The 26,095-nt window shown below is 61.3% G+C and carries 28 protein-coding genes; 12 read left to right on the top strand and 16 right to left on the bottom strand.

Going from position 1 to position 26,095, the window contains the following annotated elements; translation table 11 throughout:
- Positions 1–137 precede the first annotated feature (137 nt).
- Positions 138–593 (bottom strand): MaoC family dehydratase, encoded by a 456-nt coding sequence (locus BLR20_RS14970; protein ID WP_054993600.1) that lies wholly within the window; start codon positions 591–593, stop codon positions 138–140.
- A gap of 203 nt (positions 594–796) precedes the next feature.
- On the opposite strand from BLR20_RS14970, the gene BLR20_RS14965 reads away from it, so the two are divergent.
- From BLR20_RS14965 to BLR20_RS14955, 3 genes are read left to right on the top strand one after another with little or no spacing between them, the layout of a single operon-like run.
- Positions 797–1,159 carry a CidA/LrgA family protein gene (locus tag BLR20_RS14965; protein ID WP_010436959.1) on the top strand — a complete coding sequence of 121 codons (363 nt, stop codon included), beginning with the start codon at positions 797–799 and terminating at the stop codon, positions 1,157–1,159.
- Complete coding sequence (locus BLR20_RS14960; protein ID WP_032615345.1) at positions 1,156–1,872, top strand: LrgB family protein; 717 nt, start codon at positions 1,156–1,158, stop codon at positions 1,870–1,872. Before BLR20_RS14965 ends, BLR20_RS14960 begins: the two co-directional genes overlap by 4 nt.
- 14 nt (positions 1,873–1,886) lie before the next feature.
- The gene (locus tag BLR20_RS14955; RefSeq protein ID WP_054993599.1) at positions 1,887–2,477 is read left to right on the top strand and encodes an LON peptidase substrate-binding domain-containing protein; all 591 of its coding nucleotides are present in this window, start codon (positions 1,887–1,889) and stop codon (positions 2,475–2,477) included.
- A gap of 117 nt (positions 2,478–2,594) precedes the next feature.
- Here BLR20_RS14955 and BLR20_RS14950 read toward each other — a convergent pair whose 3' ends face one another.
- The 6 genes from BLR20_RS14950 to BLR20_RS14925 form a co-directional block, all read right to left on the bottom strand.
- Positions 2,595–3,161: a DUF4136 domain-containing protein gene (locus BLR20_RS14950; protein WP_054993598.1), complete on the bottom strand. Its 567-nt coding sequence runs from the start codon at positions 3,159–3,161 to the stop codon at positions 2,595–2,597.
- An 18-nt stretch (positions 3,162–3,179) separates the two neighbouring features.
- Entirely contained in the window at positions 3,180–3,818 is a 639-nt protein-coding gene (locus BLR20_RS14945) for a DUF4136 domain-containing protein (protein WP_054993597.1), read from the bottom strand.
- A gap of 20 nt (positions 3,819–3,838) precedes the next feature.
- On the bottom strand, positions 3,839–4,588 hold the full coding sequence (locus tag BLR20_RS14940) for a methyltransferase domain-containing protein (RefSeq protein ID WP_054993596.1): 750 nt from the start codon (positions 4,586–4,588) through the stop codon (positions 3,839–3,841).
- Positions 4,585–4,890: a MazG-like family protein gene (locus BLR20_RS14935; RefSeq protein WP_054993595.1), complete on the bottom strand. Its 306-nt coding sequence runs from the start codon at positions 4,888–4,890 to the stop codon at positions 4,585–4,587. The genes BLR20_RS14940 and BLR20_RS14935 overlap by 4 nt, the downstream gene beginning before the upstream one ends.
- A 121-nt stretch (positions 4,891–5,011) precedes the next feature.
- On the bottom strand, positions 5,012–5,869 hold the full coding sequence (locus tag BLR20_RS14930) for a MaoC family dehydratase (RefSeq protein ID WP_010436976.1): 858 nt from the start codon (positions 5,867–5,869) through the stop codon (positions 5,012–5,014).
- Positions 5,870–5,899: 30 nt separating this feature from the next.
- Complete coding sequence (locus BLR20_RS14925) at positions 5,900–7,255, bottom strand: 3-oxoacyl-ACP reductase (RefSeq protein ID WP_010436978.1); 1,356 nt, start codon at positions 7,253–7,255, stop codon at positions 5,900–5,902.
- 108 nt (positions 7,256–7,363) lie between these two features.
- On the opposite strand from BLR20_RS14925, the gene BLR20_RS14920 reads away from it, so the two are divergent.
- From BLR20_RS14920 to BLR20_RS14910, 3 genes are all read left to right on the top strand, one after another.
- On the top strand, positions 7,364–8,641 hold the full coding sequence (locus tag BLR20_RS14920) for an acetyl-CoA C-acetyltransferase (protein WP_054993594.1): 1,278 nt from the start codon (positions 7,364–7,366) through the stop codon (positions 8,639–8,641).
- A gap of 186 nt (positions 8,642–8,827) precedes the next feature.
- Positions 8,828–9,106, top strand: coding sequence for a hypothetical protein (locus BLR20_RS14915; protein WP_054993593.1), 279 nt, complete (start codon positions 8,828–8,830; stop codon positions 9,104–9,106).
- 32 nt (positions 9,107–9,138) lie between these two features.
- Positions 9,139–10,536, top strand: coding sequence for a DUF726 domain-containing protein (locus BLR20_RS14910; protein ID WP_054993592.1), 1,398 nt, complete (start codon positions 9,139–9,141; stop codon positions 10,534–10,536).
- 7 nt (positions 10,537–10,543) lie between these two features.
- On the opposite strand, the gene BLR20_RS14905 is transcribed toward BLR20_RS14910, so the two are convergent.
- Positions 10,544–11,572: a bile acid:sodium symporter family protein gene (locus BLR20_RS14905; protein ID WP_054993591.1), complete on the bottom strand. Its 1,029-nt coding sequence runs from the start codon at positions 11,570–11,572 to the stop codon at positions 10,544–10,546.
- A gap of 85 nt (positions 11,573–11,657) precedes the next feature.
- Here BLR20_RS14905 and BLR20_RS14900 point away from each other — a divergent pair, with 85 nt between their 5' ends.
- Together BLR20_RS14900 and BLR20_RS14895 are read left to right on the top strand one after the other, a co-directional pair.
- A complete protein-coding gene (locus BLR20_RS14900; RefSeq protein WP_032615328.1) occupies positions 11,658–12,461 on the top strand; it encodes an AraC family transcriptional regulator in 804 nt (267 codons plus the stop codon).
- A 244-nt stretch (positions 12,462–12,705) separates the two neighbouring features.
- Complete coding sequence (locus BLR20_RS14895; RefSeq protein WP_003414611.1) at positions 12,706–13,602, top strand: PA4780 family RIO1-like protein kinase; 897 nt, start codon at positions 12,706–12,708, stop codon at positions 13,600–13,602.
- Positions 13,603–13,624: 22 nt separating this feature from the next.
- Here the strand turns inward: BLR20_RS14895 and cueR are convergent, their stop codons facing one another.
- The 3 genes from cueR to BLR20_RS14880 all read right to left on the bottom strand — a co-directional run bounded on the left by cueR (position 13,625) and on the right by BLR20_RS14880 (position 16,668).
- The gene (gene cueR, locus BLR20_RS14890) at positions 13,625–14,023 is read right to left on the bottom strand and encodes a Cu(I)-responsive transcriptional regulator (protein WP_054993590.1); all 399 of its coding nucleotides are present in this window, start codon (positions 14,021–14,023) and stop codon (positions 13,625–13,627) included.
- Positions 14,020–16,218: a heavy metal translocating P-type ATPase gene (locus BLR20_RS14885; protein ID WP_054993589.1), complete on the bottom strand. Its 2,199-nt coding sequence runs from the start codon at positions 16,216–16,218 to the stop codon at positions 14,020–14,022. Before BLR20_RS14885 ends, cueR begins: the two co-directional genes overlap by 4 nt.
- Before the next feature lie 69 nt (positions 16,219–16,287).
- Entirely contained in the window at positions 16,288–16,668 is a 381-nt protein-coding gene (locus BLR20_RS14880) for a hypothetical protein (RefSeq protein ID WP_003347985.1), read from the bottom strand.
- Positions 16,669–16,832: 164 nt separating this feature from the next.
- Between BLR20_RS14880 and BLR20_RS14875 the strand changes: the two genes are divergently transcribed.
- Both BLR20_RS14875 and BLR20_RS14870 read left to right on the top strand, forming a co-directional pair.
- Complete coding sequence (locus tag BLR20_RS14875) at positions 16,833–17,030, top strand: heavy-metal-associated domain-containing protein (RefSeq protein ID WP_010431793.1); 198 nt, start codon at positions 16,833–16,835, stop codon at positions 17,028–17,030.
- A 137-nt stretch (positions 17,031–17,167) separates the two neighbouring features.
- Positions 17,168–18,364, top strand: a complete 1,197-nt coding sequence (locus tag BLR20_RS14870; protein WP_054993588.1) for a multidrug effflux MFS transporter — start codon at positions 17,168–17,170, stop codon at positions 18,362–18,364.
- 60 nt (positions 18,365–18,424) lie between these two features.
- Here BLR20_RS14870 and BLR20_RS14865 read toward each other — a convergent pair whose 3' ends face one another.
- Entirely contained in the window at positions 18,425–19,438 is a 1,014-nt protein-coding gene (locus BLR20_RS14865) for a zinc-binding alcohol dehydrogenase family protein (RefSeq protein ID WP_054993587.1), read from the bottom strand.
- A 115-nt stretch (positions 19,439–19,553) separates the two neighbouring features.
- Here BLR20_RS14865 and BLR20_RS14860 point away from each other — a divergent pair, with 115 nt between their 5' ends.
- Both BLR20_RS14860 and BLR20_RS14855 read left to right on the top strand, forming a co-directional pair.
- Complete coding sequence (locus tag BLR20_RS14860; RefSeq protein WP_010431807.1) at positions 19,554–20,477, top strand: LysR family transcriptional regulator; 924 nt, start codon at positions 19,554–19,556, stop codon at positions 20,475–20,477.
- 436 nt (positions 20,478–20,913) lie between these two features.
- Complete coding sequence (locus BLR20_RS14855) at positions 20,914–21,606, top strand: ArsR/SmtB family transcription factor (protein WP_010431808.1); 693 nt, start codon at positions 20,914–20,916, stop codon at positions 21,604–21,606.
- A 246-nt stretch (positions 21,607–21,852) separates the two neighbouring features.
- On the opposite strand, the gene BLR20_RS14850 is transcribed toward BLR20_RS14855, so the two are convergent.
- The 4 genes from BLR20_RS14850 to fecE form a co-directional block, all read right to left on the bottom strand.
- Entirely contained in the window at positions 21,853–22,806 is a 954-nt protein-coding gene (locus tag BLR20_RS14850; protein WP_010431810.1) for an adenosine deaminase, read from the bottom strand.
- A gap of 78 nt (positions 22,807–22,884) precedes the next feature.
- The gene (locus tag BLR20_RS14845) at positions 22,885–23,850 is read right to left on the bottom strand and encodes a 2-oxoglutarate and iron-dependent oxygenase domain-containing protein (protein WP_054993586.1); all 966 of its coding nucleotides are present in this window, start codon (positions 23,848–23,850) and stop codon (positions 22,885–22,887) included.
- 84 nt (positions 23,851–23,934) lie between these two features.
- Positions 23,935–25,029: a BMP family ABC transporter substrate-binding protein gene (locus BLR20_RS14840; RefSeq protein WP_054993585.1), complete on the bottom strand. Its 1,095-nt coding sequence runs from the start codon at positions 25,027–25,029 to the stop codon at positions 23,935–23,937.
- A 271-nt stretch (positions 25,030–25,300) separates the two neighbouring features.
- Entirely contained in the window at positions 25,301–26,092 is a 792-nt protein-coding gene (fecE, locus tag BLR20_RS14835; protein ID WP_054993584.1) for a Fe(3+) dicitrate ABC transporter ATP-binding protein FecE, read from the bottom strand.
- Positions 26,093–26,095: the final 3 nt, after the last annotated feature.

Below are 26,095 nucleotides of genomic sequence, written 5' to 3'. Positions count from 1 at the left end.
AGATCCCGGAAGAATGATTCAGGGGCGAGCCCGGCTCCGCTTGAGCAGATGTTATGGGTCACGACCGCAGGGGAGTATGCCGCAGCGAGTCAACGGGATGAAACAGTCTGTTAGGACTGTTTCATGTTTTAAACGCTTTACACAAAACACAACGTTAAAGGTTCGGCCACAAAAGCGGGTTTTTCCTGACCTTCTATCTCCAGCGTGGCCGTTGCCTTGAGCAACCACTGAAAGGGTTTTTTCTCGCTCACGTCGGTCAATTGGACCTTGAGACGTACTCGCGAGTTGACCGTCACCGGTTGAACGAAGCGTACGCTGTCCATCCCGTAATTGACCGCCATCTTCAAGCCTTCGGGCAGTACCATGATGCCCTCCATGAGCTGGGGGATCAGCGACAACGACAGGAAGCCATGTGCGATAGTCGCGCCGAACGGGGTCTGCGCCGCTTTGACCGGGTCGACATGAATGAACTGGAAATCCCCTGTGGCGTCGGCGAATAGGTTGATGCGCTGCTGGTCGATGGTCAGCCAGTCTGAATAGCCTGCGTCCTTGCCGATGTGTTGCTTGAGCTCTGCGACGGGTACAAAAGGCATGCCGCTCTCCTTGTCTGATGAGGGGGTATCGAGCTGTCACCGCCCGCATCAGCGTATGCCTGCGGGCGAATGCCCAGATCAGCAGAGGGCGGCTGGCCGGTCAAGCAACTGCTGCAATGCGAATACCCACTCATGACCTCTGGCGCAGCGTGTTTATAATGACGCCGATCGTTCGCCGGGTTCGTTTATCTGCTGGAGTCTTCATGCTGTTAAGGGGTTTGACATGGCTGGTGCTGTTCCAATTGCTGGGGACCGCGCTCAACCATTTGTTTCTGTCGATTTTGCCGGGGCCGATCATCGGCCTCGTGCTATTGATGGCCTATTTAATGTGGCGCGGTGAAGTCAGCGAGCCGATCAGCATGGCGGCCAGCAGTCTGCTGCGCTATCTGCCGTTACTGCTGGTGCCTCCTGCAGTCGGGGTGATGGTTTACGCGTCGGCCATCGCCCAGGACTTCTGGGCGATCTTTGGCACGCTGACCCTGTCGCTGATGATTTCCGTGACCTTCGTCGGCTGGCTGATGCAGACACTGATCAAACGTCAGGCCCAGCGCCGGGAGTTGCCATGAGTCCTGACTGGCACGGAGCATGGCTGTCGGTGATTCACCACCCGCTTTTCGGCATCGCGATTACCCTGGGGGCCTATCAACTGGCGATGGCGGTTTATGAAAAAACCCGCTGGCTGTTCCTGCAGCCCGTGCTGGTCTCGATGGTGGTGGTGATCGGGGTTGTGCTGTTTTGCGACCTTGAATACACCGAGTACCGCAAAAGCACCGAGATTCTGGTCACGTTGCTGGGGCCTGCAACTGTCGCGCTGGCGGTCCCGCTTTATCTGAATATGCGGCGCATCCGCCAGTTGTTCTGGCCGGTCTTGACTACGCTGGTAGTCGGCGGGGTGTTTGCCACCGGTTTGTGCGTGGGGTTCGGGGTGCTGTTCGGCGCCGATCACATGATTCTGATGACCATGGCACCGAAGTCAGTGACGTCGCCCATCGCCATGCTGGTCGCCGAGCAGATTGGCGGGGTCGCTGCCCTGGCGGCGGTTTTTGTATTGATTACTGGCGTATTCGGTGCCATTTTCGGCCCCGGTCTGTTGTCACTGATCGGGGTGGATAATCCTGCTGCCCGAGGCATGGCGCTGGGGCTCACCGCGCATGCGGTAGGCACGTCCGTGGCATTGCAGGAGGGCGAGGAATCGGGGGCTTTTGCTGCGTTGGCAATGAGTCTGATGGGCGTTGCAACGGCGTTGTTCCTGCCGTTGGCAATGTCGCTGGCCATTTAAAAGGAGGCTTTTCTATGACGCTGCCATTGTTTCCGCTGAATGCTGTGCTGTTTCCAGGGTGCGTGCTTGATCTGCAGCTGTTTGAAGCCCGTTACCTGGACATGATCGGCCGCTGCATGAAACAGGGGGAAGGTTTCGGTGTGGTGTGTATCACCGAGGGGAATGAAATCGGCTCTGTGCCGGACGGTTACTCGCTGATCGGCTGCGAGGCGCTGGTCACGGATTTTCAGCAGCAGGAAAACGGCTTGCTGGGCATTCGTGTCGTCGGCGGGCGTCGCTTCCGGGTTGTCGCCGCTGAGGTTCAGCGCGATCAACTGCTGGTGGCCGAGGTCGAGTGGCTGGAAGAGCCCGTGGAGCGCCCGTTGCAGGAGGAAGACGCCGACCTCGTGGCCCTGCTCGAAGCGCTGGCCGAGCATCCCATGGTGGCTTCCTTGAACATGGGCGTATCTGCCGCCGGGCAATACGCGTTGTCCAACCAGCTTGCCTATCTGCTGCCGTTCACTGAAAAAGACAAAGTGGAACTGCTGGAAATCGACGATCCCGAAGAGCGCCTCGACGCGATTCAGGAATTGCTTGATGAAATGCAGGGCGATCTGCAGGTCTGAGCCTCGATCGCGCTGTTCATTGCGCAACACAGCAGTTCCCCCGTAAACGCATGCCGACGTAGTACATCGGCACCATGCCCGGTTGATCGCGTAGTGGGGCGCAACATGTCAGGCGCGTTAGCGCGGAGGATACTGCTCCAGAATTTTTGCTACCGTGGTGCGCATGGCCTGATCGCGCTCTGACGGGCTGCCGGCGTTGTCGTTGAGGATGCGCTCGGTGCTGCCACGCCAGACCAGTTTGCCGTCCTTGCCGTCGAACATATCGATCTGCACGGTGCCGACCTTGTAGTCGACGCTACGGGTTTCGGTGTTCATCGGCCCGTTCCAGTAGCCATAACCACCCCAGGGGCTCCAGCCGCCACCATAGTTGGTGCTGACCGTCTGCTGACGGTTTTCGACAATCAGCCAGGCCTGCACTTTCAAATCCGGCCGGGCGCCGGCTGCGGCCATGCGCAGGCCACGCTGGTCCAGCTGTTCGCCGATCGACTGGCGAAGGCGTTGCTCGGTCAGGTCGCTCTTGAGCCGTGGATCATTGTCGGGCTGATACTGAACGGCGGGCTCTTTCCAGCTCCAGCTGCGATAGCCGCCGAAATCCCGCCGGGCATCGAAGTCGCGATTGATCGAGTTGCTCTGACAGGCCGTCAGCAACACGGCACAGGTCAGCAGAACGATACGGCGAAACATGGCAGTTCTCCGGAAGGGTTACGAAGGCGGGTAGGCCGCCAGAGCCTGTTGCACGGCCTGACGCAACGCACTGCTGCGGTCGGCCAGATGATTGCTGGCGCGCGCATCGGCGCTGGCGCTCCATACCGGCTGGCCGCTGCGCGCGTCGATCAGGTTGATCTGCACCACCATGACCTTTTCCTGGTAAGTGCGTACCACCGGCACACTGGCGTATCCGCCATACCCGGGCCGGTATCCATCGTAGCGGCCATAGCCCATGCCGCCCCCATAGTAGGGATCGTAATCCTCCCGCACCTGACGCAGCCGGGTTTCCTGCCGGGTCGTGGCCGTGACGTACAGGTCTGCCGGCTGATTGCCGCGTGCCGGTCGCAAGCCGCGCTGGTCCAGGCCATTGCTCACAGCCTCGACCACCTGCGCCGAATCCACCCATGCGGTACCGGGCGGCAGCTGGCCGTTCAGCCAGCCCCAGGATCGATAACGCCCATAGTCACGCGGCGGCGCAGGATAGGCGCTCATGTCCAGCGTCCTTGCCGCTTGCGCAGGGGCGGGTGGCATGGGCAGAGAGCTGGCGACATACGGGTTGTCGCTCTGGCAGGCGCTGATCCCGAGCAGACCGGTCGCCAGCAGTACGGCAAACAAGGCAGAACGATGTTTCATGGTGGGGCTCCGCAGTGATGTCAGACCGGACGGCACATCCAGTGAAGGTATCGACCCAACCCGGCAAAGGCTGGATGACGCCGATGCGCCAGTTCCATTTCCAGTAGATCCGTCAGCTCGGCCCGAGCCTGGAATTCAACCGGCATGTAATCGTGAAAGACCCGCACCCCGCTACGTGTTTCGACTTGCCACAGGCCTTCAAGTTGCGTCGCCAGCTCCCGAGGGTCGAGCGGTTGCTGGGGTGTCAGGCTCTGTCTTTCCCCGGCCATGTCATTTTTGCGCATCTTGCGGAAATGGCCCTTCAACAGGTTGCGATAGATCAAGGCATCGCGGTTGTAAAACGCCAGCGACAACCAGCCATCGTCCTTGGTCAACTGGCGCAGCACCGGGAGGATGGTGTACGGCTCGGCCAGCCACTCCAGCACGGCGTGGCACAGCACCAGATCATAAGTGTCGCTCAGTAAATCGGGCAGCGCCTGCCACGGGGCCTGAATGAAGGTTGCCGTCTGTCCGGCATCGGCGAAGCGCTGACGTGCACCTTCGAGCATTGGCTCTGCGGGTTCGGCCAGGGTCACCTGATAACCCTGTTCGGCCAGCCACAGCGACATGTGGCCCAGCCCCGCGCCGATATCCAGTACCCGAAGCGGTCGTGCCGGCAGGGTCTCGGTCAGGTCGGCCTGCAGCACCGCCAGACGAATGGCTCCCTTGGCGCCGCCATAGATCTTTTCCGCAAAACGGGTCGCCAGCTGGTCGAAATGCCGATCACTCACTTGGCAAATCTCCGCTCGCTGTCAGCCAGCTTGTTGCGCACCACCTTGTCCATGTCCAGCCCCAGTTCGCTGCACAGCAGCAACAGGTAGAGGACGATGTCGCCGACTTCCTGGCCGGCGTGCTCCAACTGGTCGGCAGGCAGCTCGCGGGACTGGTCTTCACGCAGCCACTGGAATATTTCCACCAGCTCGGCCATCTCCACACTGGCAGCCATGGCCAGGTTTTTCGGGCTGTGGAATTGCTTCCAGTCATTCTGGTCGCGGATGCGGTGCAGGCGTTGGGTCAACTCGTCGAGGTTCATCGTGCTCTCCTGAAGACGCATAGCTTCAGGGGGAACGGGTCGCCAGGCAAGTGGACGTTGCGGTTTGTTCAGCCGTTGATGGGAGCAGGACTCCCGTCAGAGGTGTTCATCAGGCTGTGCATCACTCGGTGACAGGCTGCCAGCTGCCGACCATATGCACGATGCCCTCCTGGCCTTCGACACGGAACTGGCCATGCGAGCCGGCGGCACTCGCCGACAGCATCACGTCGGCAGGCAGGCGTACGGACTTCTGGAACTGCACGCTGATCTCGACATTCGAGGCCGGCAAATGCTCGCTCAGCGCCGCGAGCGCACGGGCCTTGAGCCACATGCCGTGGGCGATGGCACGCGGGAAACCGAACAGCCTGGCGCTGGGGGCGCTGAGGTGGATCGGGTTGTAGTCGCCCGACACCTTGGCGTACTCGCGGCCTATCTGCGCCGTCGCCCGCCAGCCCTGCAGCTCGCTGAGCGGGAGCGGCGCGGCTTCGGGATAGCTCACGGGGCTGTCTTCCAGGTGCACGGCGGTGCACAGCATGGTGCTTTCTTCTTCCCACAACAGCCCCATGCCGTCTTCTGCCTGGGTGACCAGTGTGAACGTCGCACCCTTGGCGTGCGGGCGCAGGTCGGTGGCCTGAACGCTGATGTACAACTGGCTCACACCACCCAGCGGACGATGCGTACGGGTGCGATTGGCGAGGTGAATCAGCCCCAGCAGCGGGAATGGAAAGTCCTCGGAGGTCATCAATTGCATTTGCAACGGAAACGCTAGCACATGCGGATAGGTCGGCGGCAGCAGGCTGCTTTCTTCGAATCCGCAGACCTTGCGGTACGCTTCAAGCTTGTCGGTATCGACCGCGATCCAGCTGCGCAAGCCAAGGTCGGGTAGCTGCATCCCGGTTACCTTGCGCTTGAGCGCTGCCTGGATGAACAGGTTGGACAGGGGCTGCAGGGAATTGAGGTAGCGCCAGTGAGCCGTCATTGTCCATCTCCTTGAATTCGGTACGGGACCTCAGGCCCCGATCACGTTTTGACCACAGACACGTAGAACCTGACCGCTCACTGCGCCGCTGCCCGGCTGGCTGAACCACGCCACTGCCTCGGCAACGTCCTGTGGCGAGCCGCCCTGACCCAGCGAACTCATGCGCCGCCCGGCTTCACGCAGGGTGAACGGCATGTGCGCGGTCATTTTCGTTTCGATAAAGCCCGGCGCCACGGCGTTGATGCTGATGCCGCGTGACTTGAGTCCGGGGGCCATGGCCCGTGCAAAGCCGATCAGACCGGCCTTGCTGGTGGTGTAGTTGGTTTGCCCGCGATTACCGGCGATACCGCTGATCGAGGCCATGAGCACGATCCGCGCGTTATCCTTCAAGGCTCCCGCATCGAGCAGCACCTGAGTCAGCACTTGCGGCGCATTGAGGTTGACCGCCAGTACCGAGTCCCAGAAATCTTCCGGCATGTTGACCAGTGTCTTGTCGCGCGTGATGCCGGCGTTGTGCACCAGTATGTCGACGCCATCGGGCAGGTGTTCGAGCAACTGTGCCGGGGCATCCGCCGCGCAGATATCCAGCGCCAGAGCCTGACCACCAAGCCGCGAGGCGAGTGCTTCCAGCTCGTTTCTGGTCTGCGGCACATCCAGCAGAATGACCTGCGCGCCATCACGGGTCAGGGTCTCGGCGATCGACGCCCCAATGCCGCGTGCAGCACCCGTCACCACCGCCTTGCGCCCGGCCAGCGGGCGGGTCCAGTCCTGCACCTTGCTCGGGCAGGCACTCAGGTGGACGAACTGACCGGAGATGAACGCAGCCTTGGGTGTGAGGAAGAAGCGCAGTGCGCCCTCCAGTTGATCATGCGCGTCGTCATCCACTTGCAGCAGCTTGACCGTTGCGCCATTGCGCACTTCCTTGGCCAGTGAGCGGCTGAAGCCTTCGATGGCCTGTTGGGTGCTGGCGGCCAAAGGATCATCGAGTGTCTCGGGAGATTTGCCGAGGATAACCACATGCGCGCAGTGGTCGAGATTGCGCAGCAGCGGCTGAAAGAAGTCCCGCAGCTGTCTGAGCTGCTCGGTGCGCAGGATCTGGCTGGCGTCGAAAACCACCGCTTTCAGGCGTGGGCCCTGGTTGGACACCCATGTTGTGGCGCCGGGCATGGCGCTGCCGAAGCTGTACAGCGAGTCGGTCAGGCGGCTGGCGAACTGGCGGACCTGATCCCCGAGTGGTCCTGCACTGATCAGCAATGTCCCTTCGACGGGCCGAAGACGCCCGGCCTGCCAGCGCTCCAGGTGAGTGGGGGCGGGCAGACCGACGGCCTTCACCAGGCGCCGACCCATGTCGGAGTTGGCGAAATCAATATAGCGATCTGACGGCATGGAACACTCTCCTGAAGTCGGGGTTCAAAGGAATGGACCACGGTGGCATGACGTTTGTTCTTGCGATCGACACGGCTCATTCATTCGCTTGAAGAAAGGGAGTTTTCCATGACGCATCCTCGTCGGGTCGCCATCGTCGGCGGTAACCGCATTCCGTTCGCGCGCTCCAATGGCCCTTATGCCACGGCCAGCAATCAGGACATGCTCACGGCTGCTCTGGAAGGGCTGATCGAGCGCTTCAATCTGCACGGGCTGCGCATGGGCGAGGTGGTGACGGGCGCGGTGCTCAAGCACTCCAGAGACTTCAACCTGACCCGCGAATGCGTGCTCGGCTCGCGGCTCTCGGCACAGACCCCGGCTTACGATATTCAGCAAGCGTGCGGTACGGGGCTGGAAGCGGCGTTGCTGGTGGCCAACAAGATCGCTCTGGGGCAGATCGAGTGCGGCATTGCCGGCGGCGTGGACACCACGTCCGACGCACCGATAGGCGTCAACGAGGGGCTGCGCAAGATCCTGCTGCAGGTAAACCGCAGCAAGACGCCCGCTGACAAGTTCAAGGCCCTGATGCAGTTGCGTCCCCACCACCTCAAACCGGAGCTGCCCCGTAACGGCGAGCCTCGTACGCGCTTGTCGATGGGTCAGCATTGCGAGCTGATGGCGCAGACCTGGGGCATAGAGCGCGGGCCGCAGGATCAGCTGGCGCTCGAGAGCCACCTGAAAATGGCGGCAGCCTGTGCCGAGGGCTGGCAGGATGATCTTATGACGCCGTATCGCGGGCTGATCCGTGACAACAATCTGCGTCCGGACCTGACGCTTGAAAAGCTCGTCAGCCTCAAGCCTGCGTTCGAGCGCGGCGCCAAGGGCTCCTTGTCGGCGGGCAATTCGACACCCTTGACCGACGGTGCGTCGGTGGTGTTGCTGGCCAGCGAGGAATGGGCTCGCGAGCGGGGCCTGCCGGTGCTGGCTTACTGGCGCGATGGCGAGGCCGCAGCGGTGGATTTCGTCAACGGTGCAGAAGGGCTGCTGATGGCACCGGTCTATGCGGTTCCGCGTCTGCTGGCCCGCAATGGCCTGACCCTTCAGGACTTCGATTACTACGAAATTCACGAAGCCTTCGCCGCGCAGGTGCTGTGCACCCTCAAGGCCTGGGAAGACGCCGACTACTGCAAGACCCGCCTGGGGCTGGACGCGCCGCTGGGGTCGATTGATCGCAGCAAACTGAACGTCAAAGGCAGCTCACTGGCTGCCGGTCACCCGTTTGCCGCGACCGGAGGCCGAATCGTCGCCAACCTGGCCAAGCTACTGGACGCGGCAGGCAGCGGACGTGGATTGATTTCGATCTGTGCCGCAGGCGGCCAGGGCGTGACGGCAATTCTGGAGCGTTAGGCAAATGGCTGGGGTCATGGGCATAATCCACAGCTGAAATACGCAGGGCATGGGCACGATAGCGGTCTACCTGACGACTACCGTTCCTCACGCCCCAGCGTGGGAATGCATTTCGTGACGACCCGCGTCACACCCGTGCGCGGGATGATCAATCAGCATTATTGGCCTGTAACGTTGAGGTAAGGCATGGGGCTCATTATTGGTGTGTCGGTACTTCTGATTCTGATCGGCACCTTGCTCTATCTGTTCGACAAAGGCGCGCGGACCCGCTGGCTGAGGCCGTATATCGGGCTGATGCTGATCGGTTTGCTGATCGGCGGGATGGGCTTGCTGGTGGGGCTGGTCTCCGATGAAATAGAGGTTTATTTCCTGCTGGTGGCCAAATGGGTCATCGCGGTAACCGGTATCATGTTCTGCCTGCGGCTGATCGTACTGATCGCCAAGCGCTTCATCGCCAGAAATTGAGCGTGCAATCCGCCCATGTGTGACAGGACAACGTGGAAAATCACTTCAAGTTTCTGACCCTGCCCAAGACCTCGGGCGAGGTCGCCAACGTCTTCATTCACGGCTATTCGTCAGGGCATGATCTGGATGACCGACGCCTGTTGGCCAACAGCATCCCCGGCGCTTTGCGCCAGAGTGTGAATATTCTGGCGTTCTGGCCATCCAGCCATTTCACCCAGATGGACAACCGTTCCCGTGGCCTGCTGATGGCGGCTGCCCGTGTGCACCCGCTCGCGGGTGCGGCAGCGCTGGCGGGGGATCGTGTCGTTCACTTTGCGCGTATCCGCAACCGTGCCCGCGACATGGGCAAGGTGCTGTTGGCGCAGCTGGATCGCTACCTGTTCGAGCATCATCCCGACGTCAAGCAGGTCAACCTGATTGGCCATTCACTGGGCGGCCGGCTGCTGGTCAGCGCACTCAAGGACCTGCAGCAGACGCCCGAACACGGGCTGGTGGTGGGCGATGTATTGCTGATGGCCGCTGCCGTACGTATCGATGCTGCCGAGGCCGAGCTGCTCAAGCAGAGAATCAGCGGACGGCTTATCAATGCGTATTCCACTGAAGATCATGTGCTCTTGCTGAACCTGGGCGAGAAGAGCCTGGGGCGCACGCCGGTCGAGCACTTCGAGAACGTGCGCATGCAGGGGTATCGCCATCACCATTACTGGCAGCGCTTGCAGGAAGTGCTGATTGCCACCCGCTTCAGTGGCTGTGAAGGGCTGGAAACCGGCGTTACGGTGCTACCGACCATGACCCGCGACCCGGTCCTGCAGGATATCTGGCTGCACAGCGTTCTGGCCCGTTCACCGGACTACGTACTGGAGGCGGCCATCAAGCACTTGCGCAGCAGTCGCTGGACGCGCCTCAAGGCCACTGAAGCGGACCGCACTTACGCATTCGTGCGCGAATTCCAACTGGTCGCAGGGCACTTTCTGATCAATGCCGCCCGGCGTCGTGGCGTGCCCTATACGCGAGTGCTGGGCATGCTGGCGCGACAATACGGCCTGGGCGACGCGCTGCATCAGTGCGCGACAGTGGTCGAAGTGGAAGAGCTGCTGCTCAGAACGTTCTTTCGCCATGCGTTCAACAGCGCGCACCCGCTGGTGCAGATGCCGCGCGCCAGTGTCCGTGCGATGAGCTGGGATATCTATGCCGCGCACGTCGATGCACTGGCCGAGCGCCTGACCGTGGCGGCGTTTTTCAAGGCCGCGCAGCCCGACGAGGCGCCGGGCGCGGTCAAGGGCTTGCTGGGCGCAATCCGCCAGGCCCCGGTGCAACGGTTGCTGACGCACTTCGGCACCGCGCTGCGGCCGGGTTATTCCGCACTGATCCCGACCGTGGCGATCGTCTTCTACGCGCGCGTCACGCTGGATGATGACGCGCTGATGTAAGCCGGGTTCACGCGGCGCGAGCTTCTTCCAGCGCTGCGGCCGAAAGCTGCTGGCGATGACGACTGGCGTAGCTCTCGGCGATGATCGAGCAGACGATCAACTGCATCGGGTGGTAGATCATGATCGGCAACAGAATCAGGCCAAGCCCCGGATTGCTGCCGAAAATCAGTGCGGCCATCGGCGCGCCTGCGGCAAGGGACTTCTTGGTGGCGCAGAACACCGCCGCGACCTTGTCGGCATGATCGAACTTGAGCACCCGCGCCGTGCGGGTCGTCATCAACAGAATCACTGCCAGCAGGAGTGCGGTGCCGATGAACGCCGTCAGGATCACGCTATTGCCCTGGCTTTGCCACATGCCGGAGATCATCGAGTTGCAGAACGCCGCATACACCAGCAACAGAATCACCAGCTTGTCGATCAGGTTGGTGTATTTCTTGTGACGGGCGAAGAACTTGCCCAGCAACGGCCGCATGAGCTGGCCCAGCACCAGTGGCAACAGGAGCATGGCGCACAGGTCGAGCAGCGTATCGCCCAGATCGATCCCGCCAGCGCCGGTGCCGACCACCAGGCTGACCAGCCACGGGGTGATGAAAATTCCGATGACGCTGGACATGCTGGCGTTGAGAATCGCTGCCGGGACATTGCCGCCCGCGCTGCCGGTCAGCGCCACCGAGGACGAAATGGTCGAGGGCAGGGCGCACAGGTAGAGAAAGCCCAGCATCAGTAGCGCCGGCACCTGCGTGCCCAGCAGCTTGTGGCACGCCAGCCAGATCAGCGGGAACACCACGAACGTGAAGACCTGGATCATCACGTGCAGGCGCCAGTTGGTCAGGCCTTTCTTGATCTGCTCGCTGGACAGGTTCACGCCATGCAGAAAGAACACCACGAACACGCCGACCTTGATGACGTATTCAGCGTGCATGCTGCCGCCGGTAGCGCCGAAGCGTGGAAAGAAGTAGGCGAGCACCGTCGCCAGGACCATGCCCCAGAGGAACCAGTCGGTGGCGACGCGTTTGAAGTGTTTGAGTGATTGCATGCGGGGTCCGTAGAACTTTTGTAAACAGAGATGCGTGCAGGCTACTCTGTTGCTCCATAGCCGTCTTGCGACATAAGGCCATAAGATGCCGAGTAACGGACAGATCAATCAGCGGCCGCCCACGGGTGAACGGCAGATACCGGCTTTGTCCGGTCTGCCGCGCCCGCTGTATGCCCGTGCCGAAAGCCTCAGCGCCGGTTCGTGGACGCCGCCCCATCGCCACGACTGGGTGCAGTTTTCCTACGCGATCAGCGGGGTTCTGGGGGTGCATACCGCCGAGGGTAGTTTCTTTGCGCCACCGCAGTGGGGCGTCTGGGTGCCTGCCGGGCTCGAGCATGAGGTCGTGACCTCGATGCGTGCCGAAATGCGCAGCCTGTACATTCGCACGGCTGCTTCGGGGTGGGCACCGCAGCGGTGTCGGGTGCTGGAGGTCACGCCACTGGCCCGCGAGCTGATCAAGAGCTTCTGCCTGTTGCCCGTGGATTATCCCGAGCACGACAGCCATGAGTCGCGTCTGGTGCAGGTCCTGCTGGATCAGCTGGCGCAATTGCCCGAAGTCGGCTTTTCCCTGCCGTTGCCGCGTCATCCGCGTTTGCTGGGGCTGTGCAATGAGTTGATCGAAGAGCCGGGCCGGTTGATCACCCTGCACGACTGGGCCGCCCGTCTCGGGACCTCCGAGAAGACTCTGATGCGCCTTTTTCAGCGGGAAACCGGATTGAGCTTTCGCGGCTGGCGGCAGCGGGCACGTCTGCTGTCTTCGCTGTCTGCTCTGGAAGAGGGCGCCAGTGTCACGCACACCGCGCTGGCCTGTGGTTATGACTCGACGTCAGCGTTCATCGCCGCGTTCAAGAGTTTGTTCGGCCATACCCCCGGCGACTTGTTCAAGTAAGGCATGGATGCCTTGTGCACTAACGAGTGCATCCAACGCTGTTTTTTCTGTTTTTACATGTTTTGTCCCGGAATATCTTTCACCGGCTGTACGGCACGAAAGGTGCTTTAAACCGGGGGATTGCGTGGTTTTTTCTTAAAAAACCTTTCAATCCACAGGGTGTTACCCCTACTCGCTGGCGGAGGATTGCCGTATAACGGCAACAATCGCGTATCTGGCAACAAAGGACCCACAATAAAAGCTGATGAAAACTCCTAAACGCATTGAACCCCTGATCGAAGACGGTCTGGTCGACGAGGTGCTGCGCCCGCTCATGAGTGGTAAAGAGGCAGCTGTTTATGTGGTGCGTTGCGGCAATGAGCTGCGGTGTGCCAAGGTTTACAAGGAGGCTAACAAACGCAGTTTCCGTCAGGCGGCCGAGTATCAGGAAGGTCGCAAGGTACGCAACAGCCGTCAGGCCCGCGCCATGGCCAAGGGCTCGAAGTTCGGGCGCAAGGAAACCGAAGACGCCTGGCAGAATGCCGAAGTGGCTGCGCTGTTTCGTCTGGCCGGCGCAGGTGTGCGGGTTCCCAAGCCGTACGACTTCCTGGAAGGCGTGCTGCTCATGGAACTGGTGGCCGACGAGTATGGCGATGCAGCGCCGCGTCTGAACGACGTGGTGCTGGAGCCTGACCAGGCGCGCGAGTATCACGCGTTCCTGATCGAGCAGATCGTGCTGATGCTGTGTGCCGGTCTGGTGCACGGCGACTTGTCCGAGTTCAACGTGCTGCTGGCGCCGTCCGGTCCGGTCATCATCGACTTGCCGCAAGCGGTCGATGCCGCGGGCAACAACCACGCGTTCAGCATGCTGGAGCGCGACGTCGGCAACATGGCACTGTACTTCGGCCGCTTCGCGCCGGAGCTCAGAAAGACCAAGTACGCCAAGGAAATGTGGTCGTACTACGAGGCAGGCACCTTGTCGCCTACCACGGTGCTGACCGGTGAATTCGATGAGCCGGAGGACGAAGCCGATGTGGGCGGCGTACTGCGCGAAATCGAAGCCGCCCGCCTCGACGAAGCCCGCCGCCAGGCAGCTCGTGCGGCAGACGACGCACCACCGAGCAAGTCCACTGAAGAACCACCGCCGCCGTGGATGCAGTAAAACCCCACTGTGGGAGTAGTGGCTAGCAACACCCGCCCGACGCCAGGTCCTTGAGGATCGGGCATTCGGGGCGGTCGTCGCCGTGGCAGTGTTCCACCAGTTCCTGAAGCGTGTCGCGCAGGCTCGCCAGTTCGTCGATTTTCCGGTTCAGCTCGGCGATGTGCTGGCGGGCCAGTTCCTTGACGTCGGCGCTGGCTCGCTGGCGGTCCTGCCAGAGCGTCAGCAGTTTACCGACCTCTTCCAGCGAAAAACCCAGGTCCCTCGAGCGCTTGATGAACGCCAGCGTGTGCAGATCGTCCGCGCTGTAAAGGCGATAGCCGCTGTCGCTGCGATGGGCCGCCTGCAGCAGACCGATGGACTCGTAATAGCGGATCATCTTCGCGCTCAAGCCACTGCTTTTCGCCGCCTGACCGATATTCATGGTGCGTCCTCCAGGTCGCGGGGTTTCCAGGTTTTCAGTAGTAGCGCATTGCTCACCACGCTGACACTCGACAACGCCATGGCCGCGCCCGCCAATACCGGATTGAGGTAGCCCAATGCCGCGAGGGGAATGCCGATCAGGTTATAGACGAACGCCCAGAACAGATTCTGGCGGATTTTCGCGTAGGTCCTTCGGCTGATGTCCAGCGCCGCCGGAACCAGTCGCGGGTCGCCGCGCATCAGCGTGATGCCCGCTGCATGCATGGCGACATCGGTCCCGCCGCCCATCGCGATACCGACATCCGCCGCGGCCAGCGCCGGGGCGTCGTTGATGCCGTCACCGACCATCGCCACCACATGATTACTTTTCAGTCGGGTGACGGTGGCGGCCTTGTCGGCAGGCAGCACTTCGGCATGCACATCCTGTATCCCTAGTGCTCTGGCAACCACCTGAGCACTGCCACGGTTATCGCCGGTCAGCAGATGGCTGGTGATGCCCCGCGCATTCAGCGCTCTGATCGCCTGATCGGTTCCGGGCTTGAGCGTGTCACCGAAGGCAAACATGCCGATCACTTTTGGCTCCGGAGCCTGCTCGATCAGCCAGGACAGCGTGCGCCCCTCGGCCTCCCAGATGCGCGCGGACTCGGTCAGGTCGCCCATCGGCAGGCCGCTGTCCTCCAGCAAGCGCCGATTGCCCAACGCCAGCTCACGGCCCTCAACGGTGCCAGCGATGCCCCGACCGCTCAGGACACGGCTGTTTTGCGCTGCATCAGGCTTGAGTTGCCATTCATGACAGACATCCAGCAGCGCTCTGGCCAACGGGTGTTCACTGCCGCGTTGCAGTGCGCCCGCCAGTTGCAGAAGGTGTTCCTCATTGCCCAGTACCGCGCTCATGTTGGTGATACGCGGTGCCCCCGAAGTCAGCGTGCCGGTCTTGTCGAACACCACCGCATCGACCTCGTGAGCCCGTTCCAGTGCCTCGGCGTCCTTGATCAGAATGCCGTAGCGCGCTGCCACACCGGTCCCGGCCATGATCGCTGTCGGCGTCGCAAGGCCCAGAGAGCAAGGGCAGGCGATCACCAGTACGGCGACGGCATTGATCAGTGCGACTTCCAGCGAGGCACCGACCAGCAGCCATCCGGCCAGTGTGCAAAAGGCAATCACCAGCACGCTGGGCACGAACACCTGGCTGACTTTGTCCACCAGTTTCTGGATCGGGGCCTTGCCTGCCTGGGCGTCTTCAACCAGACGAATGATGCGCGCCAGCACCGTTTCCGCGCCCAGCGCTGTGGTCCTGATCAGCAATTGACCTTCGCCATTGATTGCCCCGCCGGTGACCTTGTCGCCCGGTTGCTTGACCACCGGCAGGCTTTCACCGGTGATCAGCGCTTCGTCGGCATGGCTGCGGCCTTCAACCACTTCGCCGTCCACCGGAAACCGTTCGCCGGGTTTGACCAGCACCCGGTCATCGAGCTGCAGCGCGCTGATCGCAACGTCCTGTTCGAGGCCGTCGACCACGCGCAGAGCGCGCTCCGGGCGCAGTGCTTCAAGGGCACGGATGGCACTGGCGGTCTGGCGCTTGGCGCGGCTTTCCAGATATTTGCCCAACAGCACCAGTGCGATAACCACCGCTGATGCTTCGAAATACAGGTGCGGTGTCGTTCCGGGCGCAGCGTGCAGCCATTGATAGACGCTCAGGCCGTAGCCGGCGCTGGTTCCGATCGCGACCAGCAGGTCCATATTGCCGGCACCCGCGCGCACGGCTTTCCAGGCGGCCACGTAAAAGCGTGCGCCAAGAATGAACTGCACCGGCGTCGCCAGCGCAAATTGCACCCACGCGGGCAGCATCCAGTGCACACCCAGCGGTGTCAGCAACATCGGCAGGATCAACGGCAGCGCCAGTACGATGGCCAGCAGCAAGGCCCAGCGTTCGTGGTGCAGGTGACGGGCTTTCTGATCTGCTTCTGCGTGACGATCCTGGCTCAGCGTGGCGCTATAACCGGCACGGCTGACGGCGTCGATCAGGGTCTGTGGATCGATGTGGGCTGCGGTGTCTACATGGGCGCGTTCATTGGCCAGATTGACCGTCACGCTGTTGACCCCCGGCACTTTGGCCAGAGCACGCTCGACCCGACCTGCACAACTGGCGCAGGTCATGCCGCTGATCGGCAGGTCGAAGGTGGTGGTGTCTTGCATGTGAATCACTCCCTGAGGCTGGCTACCTGCAAGGATCAACCTTGCCATACGGGCAAGGTCAAGCGCGAATCAATAGTTGAGATCGGCTTTCTTGAGGTACATCCCGTTCAGGTCGGCAGCGATGCGGTATTTGAGGATATCCCCCGCGCGCAGCTGGATCTTGGTGCTGCGTGGCGCTTCCATGCCGGGCTCACAGCCCACGACATTGCCGCGCAGGGTGCTCAGTCGCACCGAGACTTCACCGGCAGGCAGGTTGAAAGACACCGAGTCTTCCTGAAACAGCCTCCCGGCCAGGCGGTCCTGAACGTAGATGCCGATCTCGCAGGAAGTCGCGACTTCCAGGCGCTCGCGGGAAATGATCAGGATGCCGTAGTCCTGAGCCGCCTGAGTGGCAGGTGTGATAGCCAGGAAACCGAGAATGCTGAAGAGGCTGACTGCTGACCAGCGCATCGCTGATACTCCTGATGTAAATGTGGCTGACGGTAGAGGTGTCGATAACTCAGCTTGGCTCACGATTACGCCGAATACCAGCCCGGCAGCAATGACAGAAACTTGACCTTGCCATGATGACAAGGTTGAAGATGCTCACTGTTCATCACTGAAGGAGTGACACCATGCAGTTATTCAACGTTCAAGGCATGACCTGCGGGCATTGTGTTCGCGCGGTGACCGAGGCAATCAAAAATGACGATCCGACTGCCGATGTTCAGGTCGAACTGGCCAGCAAGCAGGTCAAGGTGCAAAGCAACCTGTCGCCCGAGCGGATTGTCAGCCTGATCAGCGAAGAGGGTTATCAGGCGCAGCCGGCATGATCCAGACCCGGGAGATCGACGCGGTCTCCCGGTCTGTAAACATTGAAAAGTTTTGAATTAATTCCCCCGTCCGTCGTTCTCTGCAAGGTAAGCCGGGTAAACTAGCCCGTTGCTCTGCATCTGTGAATGGACACCCGATGAATCTACGAACGATCCTTATCCTTGGCTCATTGAGCGCCTTCGGCCCTCTGGCCATCGACTTCTATCTTCCTGGCTTTCCGGCCATGGCCTCGTATTTCGGGACCGATGAAAAACACGTACAGCTAACCCTGGCGGCCTACTTTCTGGGACTTTCCCTGGGGCAGTTGGCCTATGGTCCGGTGGCTGACCGGTTCGGTCGGCGCATGCCGCTGCTGGTCGGAGTGACCCTGTTCATGCTCGCCTCGGTCGCCTGTGCCTTTGCGCCGAGCCTTGAGTGGCTGATTGCCGCGCGTTTCGTGCAGGCGCTAGGCGGCTGTGCCGGGATGGTCTTGTCACGCGCCATCGTCAGCGACAAATGCAACGCCGTCGAGTCGGCCAAGGTCTTCTCGCAACTGATGCTGGTCATGGGCCTGGCACCGATTCTGGCTCCGATGCTGGGCGGCGTGCTGGTCAGCACTTTTGGCTGGCAATCGATATTCGTCAGTCTCGCCCTGTTCAGCGGCGCCTGCCTGGCGGCGGTTGCACTGGGGTTGCCGGAAAGCATGCCGGCCACCACACCGCGCCAGCCGTTGAGCGGCGCGCTGGGCCAGTACCTCAATCTGTTCAAGGACAGTGTGTTCATCGGTCATGCGCTGACCGGCGGCATTGCCATGGCCGGGATGTTCGCTTACGTCGCAGGCTCGCCGTTCGTGTTCATCAAACTGTATGGCGTGCCTGCCGAGCACTACGGCTGGCTGTTCGGAATGAACGCGGCGGGCTTCATTCTGGTGGCGCAGATCAACGCGCGCATTCTGCGCAAGACCGGTCCGGCGTTTTTGCTGTCGCGCACGGTCTGGATCTATCTGGCTGCCGGGCTGGTGTTGCTGGCGATCAGCGGGTTGCGCACCGAGGCGCTCTGGCCGCTGCTGGTGCCGTTGTTCATCTGTGTGGCAAGTCTGGGGTGCATTATCCCCAATGCCTCGGCCTGCGCCATGAATGGCCAGTGGGCGCGGGCGGGCAGTGCCTCGGCGTTGCTGGGGTGTCTGCAATTCAGCGTTGCCGCCGTCGCCGCCAGTCTGGTGGGCCTGCTGCATGACGGTACGGCTACACCGATGGCGCTGGTCATCAGCCTGTGCGGCGTGCTGACCGTCGGCCTTTCGGTGCTGACGCGACGTGCGCAGGCCCGGCGCGATGCATCGCTCCAGACCGCCTGATCGCTAAGGCGATGGTGTCAGTCGCGCCGGGCGTGACTGACACCATCGACTTATTCCGGCTCAGAAGCCTTCCAGTACCACCTTGCCCTTGGCCTTGCCGCTTTCCAGCAGGGCATGAGCGCGGCGCAGGTTTTCGGCATTAATGGTGCCGAAGTGCTCGCCAAAGGTGGTTTTCAGCGTCCCGGCGTCAATCAGTTCGGCCACCCGGTTGAGCAGGTTGTGCTGCTCGATCATGTCCTCGGTTTCGAACATTGACCGCGTGTACATGAACTCCCAATGCAGCGAAAGGCTCTTGCGCTTGAGTTTCGACACATCCAGCGCCTTGGGATCGTCGATCAGCGCCAGCTTGCCTTGTGGCTTGAGTGCCTCGACGAGCTGATCCAGATGCTGTTCGGTCTGGGTCAGGCTGGCCACATGAGTCACGTGGTTCAGGCCGACGCGTTTGAGTTCTTCGCTCAGCGGCTTGCTGTGATCCAGCACATGATGCGCCCCCAGTTCGTTGACCCAGCTTTCGGTCTCGGGCCGCGAGGCGGTGCCGATGACTTTCAGCGACGTCAGTTTGCGCGCCAGCTGGGTCAGGATCGAACCCACGCCACCGGCGGCGCCAACGATCAGCAGGCTGTGGGCGCCTTCACCTTTTTGCTGCGGGATCTGCAGTCGCTCGAACAGCAGTTCCCAGGCGGTGATGGCTGTCAACGGCAGCGCCGCCGCGTGGGCGAAGCTCAGGGTCTTGGGCATGTGGCCGACTATGCGCTCGTCCACCACGTGCAGCTCGCTGTTGGCACCCGGCCGGGTCAGAGAACCGGCATAGAACACCTTGTCGCCCGGCTTGAACAGCGTGACCTGGCTGCCGACGGCCTTCACCACACCCGCCACGTCCCAGCCCAGCACCTTGCCTGCACCATCATCAGGCTGGACGTTCTGACGGATCTTGGTGTCCACCGGGTTGACGGAGATGGCCTTGACCTCGACCAGTAGATCGCGAACGCCGGCCACCGGCTCGGGCAGCTCGATATCCTGCAGTGAGTTCACGTCGCTGATGGGCAGGGACTGGTAGTACGCAATGGCTTTCATGTCAGGGTCTTCTCCGAAAGAAAATGATGAAGAGATCATTGGCTATTTCCAGTAAAGATAAAACCCGCTAAAACGGCAGGCTCTTTCAATTTTATTTTGATAATACGAGGCCTTGATGCTGCGTTTTGATGACTTGCAGTTGTTCGTACGTGCAGCGGATCTGGGCAGCCTTTCTGCCGCAGCGCGGGTCATGGACATGTCTGCGGCGGTTGCCAGCGCGGCGCTCAAGCGTATCGAAGGGCAGTTGGGGACCCGCTTGCTGGCCCGTTCGACGCGCAGCCTGCGCCTGACTGCCGAAGGCGAAGGGTTCCTGGAGTATGCGCGTGCTGCACTGGGCAGCCTTGAAGAGGGGCGGCGTTTGCTGGCCAGCAGCCAGGACCGTTGCGAGGGCGTGCTGCAACTCTCGGCGCCATCGGACCTGGGACGCAACGTGCTGTTGCCATGGCTCGACGAATTTCAACAGCAGCATCCGCAGCTGACTGTGCGCCTGCTGCTGGGTGATCGTATTGCCGATCTGTTTCGCCAGCCTGTCGACGTGGCGCTGCGCTACGGCGAGCCGGAAGATTCCAGCCTGGTCGCACTGCCGGTGTTGCCTGACAACCGACGGGTATTGTGTGCGGCGCCGAGTTACCTGCAGCGTCATGGCGAACCACATCAGGTCGAGCAACTGGCGCAGCATAATTGCCTGCTGTTCATGCTCGGCGATCGTGTTCATGACCGCTGGACGCTGAACGACGGCAAGCGCGAAATCAGTCTGACGGTCAGCGGCAACCGGTTCAGCGACGATGCCGACGTGGTGCGTCGCTGGGCGATTGCGGGCGAAGGTGTGGCGTACAAGTCCTGGCTGGACGTGGCCGCAGATGTGCGGGCCGGGCATCTGAAAGTGTTGATGCCTGACCTGATCGGGGAGCGTGCGCCATTGAACCTGTTGTGCGCGCATCGGGCGCAACTCAGCAAGCCTGTCATTCTATTACTGGAAATGCTCAGGTCACGGTGTAAGCAACACGCTGTAGGCCTGTCGTCCGCAAACTTGTTTTAATCGCCGCGTCCCGGTAGGAAATGGCCTTCGGACGTGTCGGAAAATATAATTTTCTAATGTATTTCAATAGCGCGAAGTTTGGCTGCCGAAACAAAGTTGAAACTGACTGTTGTTGAGTGGATTTGGCATTTTTGTCATAGCCATTACGCTTGTCTTTTTGATCCCCTTTTGAAGTGTCGCTGCAAACCCCTTGGATAGAGGGGTTGCGGCGTAGTCGCGGGAAAAACTTGGTGTTCAGGGAACGCGCCACAGTTGGGCGATTTTTTGCGTCGTGGTGCGCCCGCCGTTTGTAAGAGGCGTTTTTCACCCAACGGGGGCGCAGGGCATAGAGTTTATACTTGTCATTACATATAAGAGCCACGTTCAACTCTATCGAGGCGTGATTGCTTTCACCCAGTCATCACCATAGATGAATGTTTCAACAGGGAGTGAACACATGGAATACGGACCTTGCATCAGCCAGATCGCAACCTTGCTGGCCGACCCCAAGCGCAGCGCAATGATCTGGGCACTGATGGATGGTACTGCTCGCCCTGCCGATGAATTGGCAATCCTGGCGGGACTCTCGACTTCCTCTGCTGGCGCTCATCTGGCGCGGCTGACCAGTGGGGGTCTGTTGAAACAGGAGGTCCGCGGCCGCAAGCGCTTCTTTCGCCTTGCAGCGCCGGAAGTGGGGGCGGCGGTCGAGGCGCTGGCCAGTGCCTCGCTGGCCAGTGCTGAACAGATCAATCGTCGCTTTGCCCAGCCTACGCCGCCCTTGCCGCTGCGCCGCGCGAGAATCTGCTCCGATCATTTGGGTGGCGAAATGGCTGCCGAGCTTTATCAGCGCCTGCTGGAAGCCGGCTGGATAGAACAACAGGAGAAGCGCGTCGAGGTCACCAGCAAGGGGGTGGCCAGATTTGCCGAACGCGGCATCTACATACCCGCACTGGCGCAACGCAAGCGGGAAACGGTCTGTGTCTGTCCGAAATGGAACGATCGCAACCCGCATCTGGGCGGCGCGCTGGGGGCGGGGTTGTTGCAGCTTTTCATTCAGATGGGCTGGCTGCGCACCACTGAAGAGTCCAGCACCTTGCAGGTCTCATCCAGTGGGCAGCGGGAAATCAGCAAGATCGCGGCGGCGGCCTGACTGGACCGGCAGGTGCGGTCTGTCCCTATCGTGCCAATGCTCCGCGCTGGCATGCAGTTCCGGACGCTCCGCGTCCTCTTGCGACGCAGAGCGTCGCGAAAGGCATTCCCACGCGGAGCGTGAGGAACGATGGGCATGCCACCACTATCGTGCCAATGCTCCGCGTTTGCATGCAGTTCGGGACGCTCTGCGTCCTCTGTGGCGCGGAGCGTGAAGAACGATGGGTGTGGCCTGCTCAATCACTCTCTAGGGCTTGACCAGTCGTGCATCCAGGCTGTTTTGTGCCAGGCGTTTGGCCTGGTCTTCGGTCATGCCCAGGTGGGTGTACAGCGCGTGGAAGTTCTCGGTCACGTAGCCACCGAAGTAGGCCGGGTCGTCCGAGTTGACGGTGACCTTCACGCCGCGCTCGAGCATGTCGAGGATGTTGTGCTGGGCCATGTCGTCGAACACGCAAAGCTTGGTGTTGGACAGCGGGCAGACGGTCAGCGGGATCTGTTCGTCGATGATGCGCTGCATCAGCCGCTCGTCTTCGATGGCGCGAACACCGTGGTCGATGCGCTGGATCTTCAGCAGGTCCAGTGCTTCCCAGATGTATTCCGGCGGACCTTCTTCCCCGGCGTGGGCCACGGTCAGGAAGCCCTCGTCGCGCGCGCGATCGAACACACGCTGGAACTTGCTCGGCGGGTGGCCCATCTCCGAACTATCGAGGCCCACGGCGACGAACGCATCACGGAACGGCAGCGCCTGATCGAGGGTTTTTTCGGCTTCTTCCTGGGACAGGTGACGCAGGAAGCTCAGGATCAGGCCGCTGTCGACACCCAGCTTCGACTTGCCGTCTTTCAGCGCACCGGTAATCCCGGCCAGCACCACTTCGAACGGGATGCCACGGTCTGTGTGGGTTTGCGGATCGAAGAACGGTTCGGTGTGGATAACGTTCTGTGCCTTGCAGCGCAGCAGGTAAGCCCAGGTCAGGTCGTAGAAGTCCTGCTCGGTGCGCAATACGTCTGCGCCCCGGTAATACAGGTCGAGGAATTCCTGCAGGTTGTTGAAGGCATACGCCTTGCGCAGGGTTTCGACGTCATCCCACGGCAGGGCAATCCTGTTGCGCTCGGCCAGTGCGAACAGCAACTCGGGTTCCAGCGAGCCTTCGAGGTGCAAGTGCAGTTCTGCCTTGGGCAGGGCGTTCAACCAGTCGTACATATTCTTTTCTCATCAGGTGCAGATCCCGGGCATTCTACAGATGCACGTCGCTGCGCAGGGTAAAACCTGACCGAACGTTCAACTTGCCTCCTGTTCGCGACGATAAGCGTAGGTATCCGCGAAGCGCGACAGCAGAAATTCGGCGCAGGTGGTCACCGGATAGCGGGCCGGCTGGCCTTCGCTCTGGCAGCCGGGCAGGCATTCGATGCGCGTGTCGGGATGCGGTTCGGCGAAGAACGGCATGGAATAGCGATCAACCCCGAGCGGGCTGATGACCCGATGCGGAGTGGACAGATAACGATCGTTGCTCCAGCGCGCCATCATGTCGCCCAGATTGACCACGAAGGTGCCGTCAAGCGGTGGCGCGTCGATCCATTCGCCACGCACATCACGTACCTGCAGGCCGCCCGCCGTGTCCTGATGCAGCAGGGTGATGCAACCGTAATCGGTATGCGCACCTGCGCCTTGTTGCTCGGCTGAGGTCGCCGTATCACGCGGCGGGTAATGAATCATGCGCAGTACGCTGACCGGGTCCTTGAAGCGCTGATCGAAGAAATCGCGCTCGATGCCCAGCGCCAGGGTCATGGCGCGCAGCAGGGTTTGCGCCAGCGCCTGCATGTCCAGATAGTGTTGCTCCATCAGGGTTTCCCAGCCGGGAATGTCCGGATGCCGGTTTGGCCCGCGCAGCGGTTTGCCCGCCAGCACGTCGGGATGACGGGCATCCAGGTGCAGGCCCATGTCGAAGGTTTCCTTGAGGTCGCTGGGCAGGCTGGGGTCCAGTTGTTCGGTGGCGATGGCGCCGTAGCCACGATGATGCGTGCTTTGGGTGATATCGATCAGGAGCTTTTCAGCTGCCGGCCGGGCGAAGAAGTCCCTTGCCGCCGATTGCACCTGCTCGATGCGTTGCGCACTGATCGGGTGGCCCTTGATGTAAAAGAAGCCCCATTCCCGACAGGCACTGTCGATTTGCCGGGCGACATCCTGCCAGGCCTGAGTGTCCGTGCCGTAGAGCGGGGCAATGTCGATGACGGGAAGCTGGTCCATTAACCGGTCCTGAAAGGGAAGTGTCGGGTGTCGATGATCGTGCCTGGCGCGGCAGGCACGATCATCAGGCAGTCGGCGGCCGTATTACTTTGGCAGCTCGGCCTTGATGCCTTCGACGTAGTAGTTCATCGATGCCAGCTCGGCATTGGTCGCGACCACGCCGTCAGCGATTTTCACGGTGCCGTTCTGGTCCTTGATCGGGCCGGTGAACGGGTGGAATTCGCCGCTTTCGATGCTGGCGATGATCTTCTGCGCCTCGGCCTTCACGTCAGCAGGCACCACGTCGCTGATCGGCAATTCGACCGTTCCTTCTTTCAGGCCGCCCCAGTAATCCTGTGGTTTCCAGGTACCCGCGATGGCGCCTTCGGCGGCCTGGATGTAGTGCGGCCCCCAGTTGTTGACGATGGAGGCCAGCACCGCTTTCGGTCCGAAGTGGGCCATGTCCGAGGCATAACCGACGGCATACACGCCGCGACGCTCGGCTGTCTGGATCGGCGCAGGGCTGTCGGTGTGCTGGAATACTACGTCCACGCCCTGATCGATCAGCGCGTTGGCCGCATCGGCTTCCTTGCCCGGATCGAACCAGGAGTTGACCCACACCACTTTGATCTCGGTGCCCGGGTTGTATTTGTTCAGCGCCAGCTGGATGGCGTCGATGTCGCGCAGCACTTCAGGAATCGGGAACGAGGCGACATAACCGATCTTCTTGGTCTTGGTCATCTTCGCGGCGATGTAACCGCTTACATAGCGACCTTCATAGGTGCGGGCCAGGTAAGTGCCCATGTTCTTGTCCTGCTTGTAGCCGGTCGCGTGCTCGAACTTCACCTTGGGGAATTGCTTGGCGACTTTCAGAGTGGGGTTCATGTAGCCGAACGAGGTACTGAAGATCAGGTCATAACCGCCCTTGGCCATGTTGCGGATAACCCGCTCGGCGTCCGCGCCTTCCGGCACGTTTTCCACATAGCTGCTGGTGACCTTGTCACCCAGCGCCTTGACCATTGCCTGGCGGCCCTGCTCGTGCTGATAGGTCCAGCCGTGGTCGCCGATGGGGCCGATGTAGACGAATCCGACTTTCAGCGGATCGGCTGCCGAGGCGAGCAGGCTGGAGCCGATGCCGACAACGGCGGCGACGGCGCACAGCAGTTTTTTCAGGGGGCGACGTGGGTTGGTCAGGTGCATCGGGTTTAGCTCCTTGCGGTCTTGTTGGAGTGCATACCCCGACAATGCAAATAACTGACCAACAGGACAACTTACGATGCTGGCTTGCTTCACCCTGTAGCAATAGTGCATGTGTAGGAGCGGACTTGTCCGCGAAGGAGGTCGTTCAGGCGATGCATTTTCGGAGAATATGCCGACCCTTTCGCTCCCACGGCCTTCGGCCAGAACCCAAAACAGACTTGTGTATAACGCGTAGTGCAGCGCGAAGGTGCAGGCGCGATGGGCTGCGCCGCTAACTGGTGCAGCGCGTGCTGCGCTCGACGATGCACATCGGCGTGCCTGCCACGGGTTCGCGCATGATCTGCACTTGCACATCGAACACCTGGCAGACCAGCTCGGCCGTCAGCACATCGCCCGGCGCGCCGCAGGTCATCAGACGTCCACCCTGCATGACCGCCAGATGGTCGGCGTAGCGGCAAGCCTGATTGATGTCGTGCAGCACGGTAATCACCGTCTTGCCTTCGGCGCTGAGTTCACGCATCAGGTCCAGCAGTTCGACCTGATGGCTGATATCCAGATAGGTCGTAGGCTCGTCGAGCAAAACGATGGCCGCGTCCTGCGCAAGGATCATCGCCAGCCAGGCGCGTTGTCGTTGCCCGCCGGACAGATCGGACAGCGGGCGCTCGGCCAGTGTGTCCAGCTCCATGCGCTGCAAGGCTTGATCGACACTGTGCTGATCGGCTCCACTCAGACGTCCCCACAGACTGTTGTGCGGACTGCGGCCGTAAGCCACCAGTTGGCGCACGCTGACGCCTTCGGGAATCGGCAGCACTTGCGGCAGAAAGGCCACCTTGCGCGCCAGTTCGTTGGCCGACAGCTGATTGTAGGCGGTGCCATCCAGGCTGAGACTGCCCGATTGCGGGGTGAGAATCCGGGCGAAGGCCTTGAGCAGGGTGGATTTGCCGCAACCATTGGGACCGATCAGCGCAGTGACCTGCGCAGGCGGCGGGCTGAACGACAGGTCCTGCACGATGCGCGTTGCGCCGTAGCCGATGTCGAGTTGCTGCGCCTTCAGAACAGTCATGGG

Origin of the sequence: Pseudomonas congelans, from assembly GCF_900103225.1 — a bacterium.
Taxonomy (GTDB): Bacteria; Pseudomonadota; Gammaproteobacteria; order Pseudomonadales; family Pseudomonadaceae; genus Aquipseudomonas; species Aquipseudomonas congelans.
This window is presented reverse-complemented; position numbering and strand designations above follow the sequence as displayed.